General features: G+C 41.9%; 7 protein-coding genes, 1 tRNA gene and 1 pseudogene. 4 read left to right on the forward strand and 5 right to left on the reverse strand.

Going from position 1 to position 14,797, the window contains the following annotated elements:
- Positions 1 to 168: 168 nt before the first annotated feature.
- From QUA99_RS04695 to QUA99_RS04705, 3 genes are all read left to right on the forward strand, one after another.
- Positions 169 to 837, forward strand: a complete 669-nt coding sequence (locus tag QUA99_RS04695; RefSeq protein WP_333243232.1) for a hypothetical protein — start codon at positions 169 to 171, stop codon at positions 835 to 837.
- A gap of 141 nt (positions 838 to 978) precedes the next feature.
- Complete coding sequence (locus QUA99_RS04700; RefSeq protein ID WP_333243229.1) at positions 979 to 1,347, forward strand: DUF1818 family protein; 369 nt, start codon at positions 979 to 981, stop codon at positions 1,345 to 1,347.
- Between the two features lie 37 nt (positions 1,348 to 1,384).
- Positions 1,385 to 1,458: transfer RNA gene (locus QUA99_RS04705), tRNA-Pro, on the forward strand.
- A 341-nt stretch (positions 1,459 to 1,799) separates the two neighbouring features.
- Here the strand turns inward: QUA99_RS04705 and QUA99_RS04710 are convergent.
- The 4 genes and pseudogenes from QUA99_RS04710 to QUA99_RS04725 all read right to left on the reverse strand — a co-directional run.
- Positions 1,800 to 2,237, reverse strand: a pseudogene (locus tag QUA99_RS04710) (transposase); the annotation flags it as partial.
- A 1,295-nt stretch (positions 2,238 to 3,532) separates the two neighbouring features.
- Positions 3,533 to 4,687 carry a hypothetical protein gene (locus QUA99_RS04715; protein ID WP_333243228.1) on the reverse strand — a complete coding sequence of 385 codons (1,155 nt, stop codon included), beginning with the start codon at positions 4,685 to 4,687 and terminating at the stop codon, positions 3,533 to 3,535.
- Between the two features lie 86 nt (positions 4,688 to 4,773).
- On the reverse strand, positions 4,774 to 6,327 hold the full coding sequence (locus QUA99_RS04720; RefSeq protein ID WP_333243225.1) for a serine hydrolase domain-containing protein: 1,554 nt from the start codon (positions 6,325 to 6,327) through the stop codon (positions 4,774 to 4,776).
- A 134-nt stretch (positions 6,328 to 6,461) separates the two neighbouring features.
- Positions 6,462 to 12,671: an SDR family NAD(P)-dependent oxidoreductase gene (locus tag QUA99_RS04725; protein WP_333243222.1), complete on the reverse strand. Its 6,210-nt coding sequence runs from the start codon at positions 12,669 to 12,671 to the stop codon at positions 6,462 to 6,464.
- 340 nt (positions 12,672 to 13,011) lie between these two features.
- Between QUA99_RS04725 and QUA99_RS04730 the strand changes: the two genes are divergently transcribed.
- Positions 13,012 to 13,735 (forward strand): IS1 family transposase gene (locus QUA99_RS04730; protein WP_333243219.1). Its coding sequence is split into 2 segments (ribosomal slippage): positions 13,012 to 13,635 and positions 13,637 to 13,735, totalling 723 coding nucleotides; the frame shifts between segments, so codons are not numbered across the junction.
- Positions 13,736 to 13,840: 105 nt separating this feature from the next.
- On the opposite strand, the gene QUA99_RS04735 is transcribed toward QUA99_RS04730, so the two are convergent.
- Positions 13,841 to 14,452 (reverse strand): hypothetical protein, encoded by a 612-nt coding sequence (locus QUA99_RS04735; RefSeq protein WP_333243216.1) that lies wholly within the window; start codon positions 14,450 to 14,452, stop codon positions 13,841 to 13,843.
- Between the last annotated feature and the right edge of the window lie 345 nt (positions 14,453 to 14,797).

The following is a 14,797-nucleotide window of genomic DNA, read 5'->3' on the forward strand; positions in this document are numbered from 1 at the left end:
CGCCTCCGCGAAAAACTCGGTTTATTTTATATACGCAACTGAGCCGGAAGCTCGCACTTATAAAAAACGCTTTTTACAAAATCGGGAGGCTGCCAACAGGGTTGATTTTCCTAATTCATAAAATTAGAAAGTATGACTCCGATCGCCGTAAGATTATGAAATTATTCTATGTTTGAAAGTGTCAAAACTGTGAATAAATTAAAGCAGGGCTTAAGTTTTCTGTTCGTTACTTTGATTGTGGCGATTTTCACGCTTTTGAGTTGGGTATTGGAATCGGGCGAATTGAGTATGTCGGCTTTGGAACCTTCGCAGCAGAAGAGTTCTGACTCTGCGTCCGTGCAGCGGGTGGCTCAACAATCTGCGCCGCCGCAAGTGAGGGTGCAAGATGCGTGGAAATTGGTGTATGAAAAATTGCCGGATTTGCCGATCGAAAATAACTACATTTCTAAGGAAACAGGAAAAGTCGATCCTACTAATACTTTAGTCGGGCGGTTGATTCGATATCACGTATTTGTCAAAGGACGGCCGCCCAATTACCGCTTTGATTGGAAGTTGAGTTTAGCTGACTATTTGGGGGCGACTCCCGATTATTTGGTGGAAAGCGTGTATCCGGGAAAAGACGTTTTGCGCTCAAATCCAATGGAACAGGATCGTGCTGCTATTCAAAGGTTAAATAGAGCACAGCGGGATGCTTTGGTTCAAGCTTTGGTTGATGTTTTTACGGAGAATTCCGGGCGTGGGCCCACACCGGCGGCGGGAGAAAAACCACAAGGGCGATCGAATTCCCCGGAAATACCGCAGCCGCAGCCGGGAGATGCGAAGTTGTTGCTACCGTAATACTCAGGGATGCAGAAACCGGGTTTTTTATGAAAATACTGCTGTTGAGCCTTTAACACGGGTAAAAAACCCAGTTTCTTTCGTATTTATGGGTCAGTCCTACTAATCTAAAATCCAAAATCTAAAATCTAAAATCCTTCAATGGTGGAACGTGTAATTAAGACGGGTAGCGGATGGCGTTTGGGATGGAACCCGGAGGCGGAGGAGTTTCAGGGTTTGGTAGCTGGCGACGGTTGGGCGATCGAACTCACGGAGGCTGAGTTGAACGATTTTTGCCGATTGTTGGGGCAATTAGCCGGCACAATGAGTCACATGGCCTCTGAGTTAATGGACGAGGAAAAAATCGCCATTGAAGCCGAAAGCGACTTGCTGTGGGTCCAGGTGGAAGGCTATCCCGAAACTTACAGCGTGCAGTTGATCTTGAATGCTGGCAGGAGGTGCGAGGGTTTTTGGCCTGCGGCTGCGGTTCCGAGTTTGGTGCAGGCCGCAAAAGTTTTTAAAGTTTTTTGACTTTTTCGGGAATTCTATGCTAAGCTGTTAAAGCTGTCGGGGCGTAGCGCAGCTTGGTAGCGCACTACTTTGGGGTAGTAGGGGTCGTGGGTTCAAATCCCGCCGCTCCGATAGATGGAATCCTTATACACTAAGGATTCCATTATTTTTGGTAGATTTCGCAGCATATTGTCATTCTCAATAGACATCTCCGAAAATTCCCAAATCCTTTCTGTAGATACTTTTGCGGATGTCTGACACGAGTGTGTCACAGTACCATTCGCCAACGAATCTATACGAATCTATCAGGCTTTGACCATTTTTTTACAATATAGCTCCTGCTTTTAGCCACTCTATTCATTCATTGTTTTCCCTAATTAGGGCTTGCTGAATAAGTACAGGAAACCCCAAAAAAGTTCGATCGCCCGATTCAAGCAAGTGCCTCAGTTAAGTTATTATTATTTTGCTGGCGTTCACGGATAATTATTTATAATCTGCCTGCGATCGCGAGTTGTTTTTGATAAAAATTGACACAAAAAAAGCAACAATAATCTTCTTAATCCCGCCACAAGGTTCATGACTAAAAAAGTAATACCGATCGCTGTTTGGGAGGTATTACTACGCTTAGCAATTACTCGATCGAGATTAAACTTGCGCTTCGCTTGTCCGAATTTTCCTTCGATTGCTTGACTGTCTGTTTCATCTTTTTTAGCTTGTTTCTTTGTTGCTTTACTGATGTGAGTTGGTCGTCTTCCTAAAGGCGGACCGCTCATCCTAATCCCTCTTTCTTTACACCATGCTCTGTTAGAGAGCGTCCGATAAATCTGGTCAATATGTACTGATTCTGGATAATAACCTGTGAATTCTTTGAAGGATTCTATTTGGGCGATCAAGTCTCCTGATTCATTAAACGGAACTTACCCCTGCTGGGGGTAGTTTCGGTGGCTGTATTCTTTGAGCTGTATTCGTTTTAGCCATTTGGCAGTTCCAATTTTGTAGCCATGTATTTAAGATTTTCTTAATATTTATAACCAAAGTATTGCTGTATCATAAAATTAACTCAAACCCGCTCCACATAAGGGTTGTAAAAAGTTGTAGTCATGTACTTGATTTTCCCGCTCCAGGAAAGTCTTGCCCTGTAATGGTTTCAGAAGAAATGAATCTTATGTGCGGGGTAAGTTCCGATTAAAGTTATCCCAGCTAATTCGATCTAAGAATACATACCCTTCAAAGCTGCTCGCTGACAATTTGGCTCCAAATTCTGTATGTTGCTGGTAATAAACCTACATTTGTGAGAATAAACCAAGCTTCTTTAGCTTGATTTTTTGCCGAGTTTTTTTCCATTTACAAGCCACATCAAATCCCGCAGTCTGGCCTGTTTTTCTAACTCTTTTTCCTGCCAAATATAAAGATGTTATCGGTACTATTCCTCATTCATCTAACCGTCGCCAAATTAAATATTCTATTTCGATACAATGATTTTTTTTTAGTCTCAAACAAAAGTACACACCTTTTTCATTAAGCCCGTTTCCCAAGTCAATAGAACAAAATTCCCGGTTTCCTAAAACGACGACTTTATATTCAGAAAATAATGGTAAAACTTGCTGTAAATTTTTAGTTTGTTCCGACAAGTTACTGTTTCCTAATTTTGGCAATAATGACCATTATAATGGAATTGCTCTTTTTTCCCAGATTAGCGTCACCATAAAAAGATTAATGCCTCCCCATTGACTGCGGTCAATTGCGATTGACAAAGTTTGACCCAGACGGCAATAATTGGTCAACCAATAAGTAATTAATGGGAACCAAATTAAGGAAATAGTTAAGTTGGGGAAATCCAAAAATCTTTGTAACTTACGTCGCCGACTTTCGGTTGTAATTAGAGAGGGAAATACGCGGGAGAGCCGTTCTAATCTGATTTATTTTTCTGATTGTATCACAGGTAGCAATATTTCAATCAGTTTAAACTGAGCTAACGTTAGTTTTTTTTGAAAATGAATGTGGTAGAACTTTGGTATTATTATTATTTTTTAGATAGGCAAGCGTCTAACAATTTTGCTGCCTATCTTTTTTTACCACACATAGGCTCAATCCTTACGATTTCTGGGTTTGGGCCTGGTTGTCACCCCCCCAGCTATGTAGTAATTTTTTCACTACATAATTACCACTACCCAAGACACTTCATCCCTCTATTATGAAGCGCTCATTAATGCTGACAAGCCCAAGGATAGTTTACACACATTGGGATTGACCAAACAAAGCCCGTAGATTTTAGGTTTTTAAACAATTCAGGCTCAGGCGATCCAACTAATGTAAGAACTCTTGCTGCGTGACCAGAAGCATCAATCCTTGCCTGCGCGTGGCAAGTTATACAAGAAGAGCCAAATACAGCGTTCTGTTCTGTAATTGAATTGCCCAACAGCGTTGGATTTCCTGTAGAATCAATAAAGTTGATCTGAGTTCCTTTCAGGCGGTAGTTCTTAAATTGTTCGCCCCATTCTCCTGTTAATCCGTAAGCAGCAAATAATTTTTCCAGTTCCGGGGTTAATTGTTCGGTAGCATATTTGAGATTGCTCGTATTGTTCGGTTTGATGATATGCGGAGTTACCCCAAAGTTATCGATACAGCCGATTTCATCGCAGCGTCCTAAGTTGTCAACCCATTCAAAGGTTGCCCAAAACCAGTTTGGCAACTCTTTGGTAATAATGTGCATAGCCCGCAAACCAACTAGAGTTCCATCTTGAGTGTAATTCCAGTGATATTTACTTTTTTCTGATTCGCGAATTGGCACCCAATCAGCTTTTACTTCAATAGCATCAGTAGGAAAATCAATTTTTTCATCACTAGCATAAGCCTTGACTAAACCCTCCAAATTCCAGAGATCTTTATTAACAATATAATCAAAGACAGCACGATTACGACGGACTTCTTCTACTGAAGAGCTAACAAATTCGACTCCGGGAATTATCGGTTTTTCTTCTTCTTTAAGAAACAAGTTAATGCTGCGCTCTCTAAGCACCTTTAAACGAGGTTTTTCCGCAGTACCACATACTTCAGGCCATTTTGGTTGACTGCCTGGGAACGTCTCAGCATTATCTGGCCAAGTTTCCCAAATAGTGTTATTGGTCTCAGGACATTGTATTGGTGCTTTCTGATTTAATTTGGCAAACAATGTCCAAGAATGCTTATCCATTAGATAGGTGTTGCCAAAGGTGTTAAGCGAGTTAGCCTCAAACAAATTTGAACTAAAATCGTTTGGCATATCTGCGGCTAAGGTTGGAGCAACTTGAATCAGATAGAAGCATATTGCGCTCAGGCACAATGCTATGAATTGCAACAAGTTAGTTTTTTTGAACTTCATCTTCACTATAGCTAAACTGTTTTAAAGCAAGGTGCTAAAGGGTCAAGCCCCCGCTTGAGTGGTATTTGTCTAATTGAATTGTCAGGTTAAACTAATTTGGTAACGATGCCCCCCATTTCTGAAATCATAGTCACCTGCGAGCTAATGGGGTCAATGGAAAAGCGGATCTTATTTCGTTCATCATCTAGATGGTCAGGATTCAGATATGAAGTGTCGTTGCTGGCTCCGATAAAGTAATCGTCTTGACCCGCTTTGCTAGGAAACAGGTAAAAAACCCATCCTGTCTTAAACAAAACCAATTGATTGTGCTGGTTCACTTCTAAGTTCCAGCCCCCCTGGTAGTTCCCTAACAGCGGTTTAACTTCGTCGGGGTTAACTGTATATGATGATACTCTTTCTTTAATTCCGGGCGCCGAATCATTGATGTATTTATCGTATTGTAAACGATAATCGACGAATTGCGATTCATCCAAGTGGTCTCCGTAAAACAATTTGAGAAAATTCTTCGCTTTCTCAAATATTAAATAGAAACCAGCCCAACTATTAGTGCAGATAATCAATCCTGCATTTATATCCGGAACTACCATCAGCCAAGATACCCAAGAGGGAAGAAGACCGCCATGAGCAATCGCGTCAATTGTGCGGTCTGGGTTTGTTAGTTTAACTTTTTGGATCTCCCAACCTAAACCATATTCAGTCTCGTTAGTCAGACCGGGGAACCCAGGGGCAGAAATTGTGTCAGTCCAAAGCTTTTCAAGACTTTCTTTCCTCAGGATTTGCTTTCCATCAATAACACCATGGTTTAACAGCATCCTGGCATAACGACTCAAGTCTACAACATTTGAGACTACTTGACCTGCAGGTGCGATGCCACTAACATTACTAATACTAATGGGAGCTTTTGCCATCTGGCTGGCTTGCCCATTGCTAGTATCGAGCCCGTAACTAGCTGCATAGTTGTTAGTAGTGCTTGAACAAATTGGTGTTATGTAAGTATTTGTCATGCCAATCGGTGCAAAGATATGCTTACGCATCAAATTATTGTATTCTTGCAGCAATTGCGATGCCTCTACACCCCGCTTCAACGGAGATAAGTAACCTGTGCTGGCATAGGATTCGTTCCCATAGTGAAATATTTCTCCCGGCAATCTCTCAAAAGGTGCACTTGCCAAGGATCTAATTACATACGGTGCTGACTGTCCCTCCCAATATTTGTTATTTTCACTCTTGTGGTAAGGACCGATCGGATCTAGCATACCGGAACGCATCCCGATTACGTGCTGCACCTGTAGATTGTCTGTGGTTCTGCGATCGGCAAATTTAAAGTGCGGGCTAATGTCCTTCACCAATGTTTCCCAACCAAATATCCCGGCTTCCACCTGGGTGGCATTCATTACAGCGGTCATCGATTTGGTCATTGAACCGATCGGGAAAAGAGTTTCGGGAGTAACTGGAGCATTTGTTTCCAAGTCCCGCACGCCATAACCAGAAGCTCGAATTAAATGGTTTCCATGCACGATCGCAAATGCAACACCAGGAACCTGATATCTTTTTAATGGTTCCTGCAAATCTCTCTCAAATTCGATCAATTCCTCTGAGGATACAAAATCAGAGAATTTTTTTTTGGTGTTGTTCGTCATTCTCTTTCCTTTAACTTAACTTAGGATCGTCAATTAAATAATTTCCCTTTTTTCTTGTGGGATGGGCGTCCCGCCCGTCCCCGATAGACGGGCGGGACGCCCATCCCACAACAGTCATGAAAAGTGGATTTTATTTAATTCTCATCCCTTAGATAAACCTTAAGTTTTCCTGCTAAATTGAGACTTTTTACGATCTGGTAATGTCCTCCATGAATTAAGTGTTTCTCTAAACCTCCAATTGCAAGAGTATCCCAACCTTGAGAGGAGTCTGCAGTCACTTCTTCAGCTTGTTCGCTAGCGCAAAACAAGACAATCGATCCAATATATGGTTGGGGGCGATAGCGAAGCCGCGCTTGGATGTTTGCTTGGAAGACTTGAAATAAGCGACGGATTTGCGTTAGTCCTAGCTCCGGTGGTAAAAGTTTAGCTATCCGAGCCTGCTCTAAAATATAAGTCAACTGTGCATCTAAGTCTAGTTCTTGTAGTTGCTCCACTGATATCAGCAGATCTTTTCCTAAAAGACTACCAAGGTCTTGGGCAAAGTAGTAGGAAGCTAAGGTGGCATCATCTATAACCTGAACGCTTGATTTTTGTGACAAAACGCGCTTGCGTTGGTCGGATACCTGGTCGATTATTTTTGGGGTGTAGCTGTCGATCAGTGCAAGCAACGCTATTTCTTGTCCGGCAACGGATAATTGTTGGGCAATCTCAAAAGCGATCGCACCTCCTAAAGACCAACCCCCTATATAATACGGACCAGTGGGCTGAATGGTTTGAATGGCTTTAATATAATGGGATGCCATCTCTTCAATATCGGTCATGGGTTCTTGTTCCCCATTGAGACCCACTGATTGCAATCCATAAAATGGCTGTTCGTTGCCGAGATTACGGGCTAAATCAGCATAGCAAAGAACATTACCACCAACCGGATGGATGCAGAAGAAGGGCGATCTATTACCCTTTTGCTGAATGGGAACTAAGCAGGAGAATGCTTGCTCTTGACTCTGCTGTCCAATTGTTGCGGCTAAACCGGCAATATTAGGAGTCTTGAAGAGGTTTTGCAAGGGTAAGTCTACAGAAAATTTGTTCTGCAAGCGATAGATGACTTGGATCGCCCGCAAGGAATGTCCTCCGAGTTGAAAGAAGTTGTCGTAAATCCCGACATTTTCAACTCCTAGGACTTCTTGCCATATTTGTGCAATCTCGCGTTCTACATCGTTGCGGGGCGCTACCCGTTCGCTTTCTTTCTGAGGCGTAATTTTTCCTGCAAGCTTGTGAAGATCGATTTCACCGCTATCGGTAAGGGGCATTTCCTTTACTAAAGCTAACTCGCAGGCGGTAGGAGTGCCGAAGCGATCGCATGGTGGTTGTGGCAGACTTGCGGGTACTGTGCCTGTAAAATAGGCTATTAACTTTTCCAAACTATAACATTCAGACTGATAGCGCTGTATATTTGCCTTGTTGCCATCTAAACCGATGGCCAAGCGTGTAGGCCCCAAACTCATCCCTGCTAAAAAAGCGTAAATTCCTTGCTGTTTCTGAATTGGATAGTAACCGCGATCGCGGCTGAGTTCTTTCATTTGATAGCCCCGACTCATACCAGTTTCGTCCCACATACTCCAAGCTAAACAATAACTATGCAAGGAACTGCGGGTTCTTTGGCAGTCAGAAAAAGCATCGATAAAACTGTTAGCTGCGGCGTAAGCGCCGACAGTCGTTCCTCCAAAAAAACCGTTGACTGAAGAGAAGTTGATAAAAATACTATCAGGGTTATCTTTAATCAATTGGTGTAGTACCCAGGTGCCAGATACCTTAGAACGCAAGGATGTTGCCAAACCTGACTGTGTTTCTGACTCTATCAAACTCTCACGGGCTACACCTGCTAAGTGAATAATGCCATCCAACTCGCCCCAAGTCGATCGGATGGCTTCCATACGTGGGCGATCGCTAATATCGACTGTTTCATACATTACAGTCCCATTTAGCTGTTGTAATTGCTCAAAAGCTGCGAGTTTTTCTGCCAGTAGCGGCGTCCGACCAACCAATATTAACTTGGCATGATAATGTTCGAGCAGGTATTTCGCAATTTCTACGCCAATTCCTCCCAGTCCGCCAGTAATGAGATAGCTACCGCCTGTTTTAAAAGGTAATGCTTGCTTAAATTCTCCAGACCAGTTTACTCGTTCCAAACGCGGAACCAAACGCTGTTCCTTGCGGTAGGCAACTTCTCGTTCTCCTGTTATGTCTTGCATTTCTGCCAGAATAGAATCCCCGTTTATTTCAACTCTATCCACAGATAAATCAATATGACGACAGTTCAACCAAGGCATTTCTTGAGGGATTGTTTTCAGCAAACCAAGAACTGAGGACTTTTCGTATGCAATCTCGTCATTAGCGCCTGTAAACTGGGTGTGACTGGAAATAAATAATAGTTTTACTGGATGTCGATCGCCTTGAACCTTTGCCAAAGCTTGTACCAAGAAGAGTAAACTGTAAACTCCGGTATTTTGAGCCGTTTCCAATTCTGCCAGACTGGAAATTTCTCCTTTATACTTGCTGTAATTCCATAAATGTATAATTTGCTCGATATATTTTTGCTTGACTGCTATGCTTTCTAGTAGTAAATAATAATCCTCGGCTTTTTCTGGATTTATACTGTAGCAATCGTCACTGATTTTAACAAAAACCGTTCCTACCGATACTTTAATACAAGATTGATTTTCTTGCTTCAGTTGCTCGCCGATATAATCCCCCAATCCTAACGGATCGATAAAAATTAATGTCGGCCCTGTTGACAAATCGGTTGATGGGCGTAATTGTTTTGTTTGCCAGATTTGGCGGTAAAACCAGTCTGGGATGGTTTTGGCATTCTGCAACAGAATATCTACTTTTTTGAGAATATGGTTGAATTCGCCTGCTGACAATTGCTGACTGAGTTGCGAACGCTGAATTTTGCCAATAGAAGTTTTGGGAATGGCTGTCTTCTCTACAGGCAGTAAATAATCAGCTTTAATGCCAATTTGAGTGACAACTTGCTGCTGAATTTCTTCTAATTTTTTCCGCAATAAACGAGCGTTATCGGCGAGCGAAGTAGAGAAAAATATCGCTAATTTATCTCGTCCTACAGATACCGCAGCCGTGTATGACACTTCAATATCTGGAATTTTTTCGACAACGGCTTCAATTTCATGACTGTAATAATTAGCCCCATTAATAATAATGACATCTTTTTGCCGTCCCGTAATTGTTAAGCGTCCCCCTTGTATAAATCCAAGATCGCCTGTAGCGAACCAGCCATCTGCAGTAAAGACTTCCCGATCGAGTTGAGAATTGTTATAGTAACCCCGCGTGACCTGTTCGCCCTTTACTTGTAAATACCCGACTGTCCCTTCTTCTAAAACTTGATTTTCACCACTTACGATTCTCAAAGACACGCCTGGGATGGGCAGCCCCAGTTCTGCAAAGGAAGTCGGGGTTGGGTTTTCTAACAAAAATTTGTCAGAAAAAGTCACACCTGAAGAAGTTTCTGCCATTCCCCAAGATGAATGCATAGCCTGGGCCGCTAACTGATGGGATTGAAATAGTTCCCAAAATCTTTGGGCAGTTTGCGGTACGATCGGTTCAGCGGTATTTAACAAAGACCTGACGGCAGACAAATTCCACGTCCGCTGTTTAATTTCAGCAGATTGCTCGTTAACAAGAGTAAAGGCAAAATTAGGACTCCAAGTGTTTGTCACCTGATAGCGTTCCAACAAGTCAAACCATGTCAGCGGCTGATGTAAAATAAGATCTGTGGGTACGTGAATTTGCTCGCAACCCATAAATACGCATCGGATACAGCAGCGAATCAGAGGTCCCGGATGGTCTAGGGGTAACCAATTGAGAGATATATCTTCTTGAGTCAATTGACTGACTTCAGAAGTAGCCGCCACGCTACTTAATATATTCCAATGACTTAGCATGACTCCTTTAGGCATTCCCGTACTTCCGGAAGTTAAGAGTAAAATTGCTAAATCATCTGGCTGACTGAGATGATAATCAGGATCTGGGTCATACTCGTAAAGGCGATCGCAACTTTCCACTTTAAAGTTCTCTAAACCGAGCATTCCCGACAAAGAAGCGATCGCCTCTACTAATTCTTTGCTAGCTAGAACGATCGGATTTTCCAACATCTGCCAGGCATTGTGCAATTTGTTCACAGCATTATTGACTTCGCTGTAGGTAGGAGCAATTGCCATGGGGACAGGTACAAAACCTCCCAGAATACAGCCCCAAAATGCTGAAATAAAATCTTGCGGATTTTTGATTTGAAGTATGACTTTATCTTGGGGTTGCAGACCAAGTTCTTTCAAAAGAGCATTGATTCGTTGTGCCTGTGTCAGTAAATCCCCATAGGATTGAAATAACTCGCTACCATCCCGCTGTATATATAGAATATTTTTATTACTCGTTCTAGCCGTAACTTGCAATAGTTCGGCAAGGGTACGCGGCATATTTTCTGGATATTGTAGCGGTCTTCCGTGGCTGATAGCGTGCGCTCGTGACGAAGCGCTGGGTGCTTGGCGTTCGGGAGCAGGCAATAATTGGCTATCACCAGAAACAGTAGTAAAGTCAATAGCCCGAGCTTCTGTCTGCGGTAATAAGTCAGATAAATGTAAAGGTGGTAAAGTATTAGTCTGAGATTGAACAACTACCGCCACTTGCTCAATTTCTGGCAGCTCGCGCAGTTGTTTTTCCCAGAGTTGTAGTAAGTCGCGATCGATTGCGGGTAAACAACGCAAAGCTGCTTCGTCAATTTCTCCTGTATCTGTCAGCGGTAAAGCCGATACTTGTATATATATATCTGGTTGTTGGTAAGTAGCTAGTTGAGATTGCAAATAAGAATTGAGCTTTTCGGTACCAGTCAATTTAGACGATTGTACCACATAAGCAACAATAGTGTTTTCTCTTTCTAACACAAAACAATCTTCAACTTCAGAAGCAGACATCAGTGCAGCTTCAAGCTGTTGCAGTTTAATTGGTTTGCCCTTTTTCTGAAGCTTGGTTATAAATGAAGCAATTTTTTGCTCTTGATTCGTTGCGATCGCCTCTAATAAACCTTGTAAGTTTTCTCGGATCGATATGATTGTTTTTGACCCAAAGCGATCGCCATCATACTTGATGCGTACTGACAATTCTGAACCTGGACTGACCATTACTGTCAAAGGATAATTAGTATGTCCAGTTCCTTTAATTTGACCTATTTTTAAGTCTCCCTGCCTTGTGGAAGTATCTACCGGATAGTTCTGAAAAATAACAATGCTTTCAAACAAAGGCATACCTTGGGGTACTTCACTCAAAGTTTGAATTTCCACCAAAGGCATATAGGAGTATTGTTGTTGTTCAACCTGCTGTGCCTGCAAGTTTCTCAACCAAGGCAATAGTTCCACTTCTTCGGGCACTTGCACGCGCACTGGTAAAGTATTAATCGACACCCCCACCATTGATTCTACTTTTGGTAAAGAAGGTGGACGACCCGAAACTGTTACCCCAAAGACAACATCTGAGTCCCCACTATAGCAACTTAGCAGTAGCGCCCAAGTTCCCTGTAAAATTGTATTTAATGTCAAACTATTTGAGCGAGCTAAAGACTGCAAAGCCCTAGTAGTAACTTCTGTTAAATGAAAATCTTGCTGTTTGTAACCCTCTTGACTTTTTGGTCTTTTAATGCTTGGTAAAATAGTAGGCATTTTAAAGCCCTGGAGTGTTTGTTGCCAGAAAGCTTCAGCTTTGGAAAAATCTTGCTGTTGCAACCAAGCAATATACTCTCGGAAGGGTGTGGGGGGCGGTAAATATAAATTTTGCCCTTTGACGATCGCTTCGTACAACTCAAAAACTTCCTTAAGGACGATCGCCATACTCCAGCCATCAAGTAATAGATGGTGCAGACTCCAGACAAATTCGTAGCGATCGGGTTCTAACTCGATCGAAGCACACCGCATCAGCGGCGCTTCGTCCAGATGAAAGCCCTGCTGACTATCAGCCCAAAGAAAAGCCGATCGCTCTTCTTCTAATTCTAAAGGCGTCAGTCCCCGCCAAGAGCGATCGACCCAAGGCAACTCTACATTAGAGTGGACTACTTGAAGGGGTTTTTCCAACTCTTGCCAGTGAAAGGAAGTCCGCAAAACCGCGTGTCTAGCTACAATTTTATGCCACGCTTGTTTAAAAGCATCTATATTCAACTTTCCTTGTAAAGTCCAAGCAAGTTGATGAAAATACACTCCCGAACCCTGTTCGTAAAGGCTGTGAAACAGAATGCCCTGCTGCATAGGGCTTAATTCATAGATATCTTCAATATCATCCATCTTTTATCTCTTTTATGGCATTATTATTTTACTGTCTCGCTTATCGGTTGTGAATTTATCACCGCCGATGTATTAAGCTCATCTTTATAGAGTATTACAACTGAGGGGGTGACAAACGTCCTGTAATCTTTGTCAGATAAGGAATAAAAACCATTCAGCCATAAAAAGATACAGTTCAAATTTGGCGTTTGTTGAGTCTGTTCTCAATAGGTTAGATACTAAAAACCTAATTTTTGGTTGAATGATTCCGTTAAACAGGTTTTATTTGTGGTAGTGCCCTGAAGGAAAGGAAGGAGTAAATTTAAGCTACTATTAGAGAGAATTGTTTGCCATTAGTTATATGACAGTAGAAATTCATTGTTGCCCGCGTTGTGGTTCAGAAGAAGTTAGCCGTAACGGTCAGACTCGGCATCGTAAGCAAAACTACAAATGTCGAGAATGTGGTCGTCAATTTGTTCTAAATCCGACATGGAAAGCTATTACCAAGGAACAACAGGAGTTAATGTCACGGATGCTACTTGAACGTATTTCTCAGGCTGGGATTGCTCGGGTATTGCAAGTATCAGAAGATACAGTCCAGCGCTACGTAAATGCCAGAGCTGTCGTTGAAAAGAAGCAAGTGGAGGTAAGTACCAAGCCAAAAAAGCGCCTGAACGTTCAGATGGATGAGTTATGGTCGTTTGTTGATAATAAAGGAAATCAGCAGTGGGTATGGCTTGCATTGGATGCCGAGACTAGGGAAATTGTTGGTGTACATATTGGGGATCGTAGTGCAGTATCAGCTCAGGCTTTATGGAATTCAATGCCACCAGTTTACCGTCAATGTGCAGTAATTTATACTGATCATTGGAGTGCCTATGATTCTGTATTGCCCAGTAAACGTCATCATAGTGTAGACAAAGATAGTGGTTGTACCAGCTATATCGAGCGATTTAACTGCACCATTCGACAACGAGTATCAAGGGTTGGTGAGAAAGAGCTTATCCTTCTCTAAAAAATTGGAAAATCATATTGCAGCCATTTGGCGTTTTGTGCATCATTATAATGCTAATTTACCAATCTAGATGCCTGTTTTAATTTGAATTCGGTTTTGTTCTGAGCCTTTCCTTCAGGGCGCTACCTTATTTGTTTCTACGTCATTTCCTCCAAACGCTTACATGATAAGCTTTTTAGCTTCCAGGTTTCTGAGGACATTTTTCATCGGTCACATATTTGTCGTCTTTCTGAACTTTGTAATCCTTTCCAACCGCTTCCTTAATAGCTAATTCAATCTGATCTTGCTCGTTCCCTGGAAGTTTACGACTTTCTTTGTTGGTATAGGGACAATTAAGTTTACCAGAAATAAATCTAAGCTTTAAGATGGGAGGCTCCGTTACAATAGCAAATCCTACGTTTTTTTTCTCGTCGGTTTCCTTGTCAATTTTTTTGCCAAATCTCTCTGCAACTACTTCATGCCCTCCCCTCGGCTCAACAGTGCAAAACCCACTCTTCTCCTCTTCTTTTAAATAAGTTTTGTAGCTCGGTAATGCCATCCACTCCTTAGTCTCGACATTGTACACTCCAGAAAAAACCGCTCCAGGTTTGTATTTCAACAAGACATCAACCACATTATTTCCAGACCCAACATTTGTCAGAATATATTCTTCATTTATCTGATTACGATTATTGCATGATGGTGGAGCATCAGTTGCAGCATAACTTACTGCCGGGAAGATAAAGCTCAAGCTTAATACAAAAAACGCAAGAACAATTATTTTTCGAATGTGACTGTTAATGTTCATGGGGAAAAACTTTCTTCTAACTTTTTAGAAATGTTTTTTAGCTAAATACACTAAAAATTTAGCTACGAGCAGTGTACCAGCAAGTCAAAATTATGTCAAGTAAGAAAAGTGGGTATTTTTTGATACGTGAAAAACCAGAAAAAATTTGGCTGCAATACATCTGAGAGTTTAGGAACCGCAGATGCACACAACCCATAGCAGATGAATATATACCTCATCCGATGAAAACCGCTATAACAGGACGATTCTTTTAGGCTCTGTAAAGTGAGGTAGTGCCCTGAAGGAAAGGATCAAGAGAATTAAACTGAATTCAAAGAAAGTAGGCGTTTAGAGTTGTAAATTAGC

Source organism: Microcoleus sp. F10-B2 (assembly GCF_036704965.1).
Taxonomy (GTDB): domain Bacteria; phylum Cyanobacteriota; class Cyanobacteriia; order Cyanobacteriales; family Microcoleaceae; genus Microcoleus.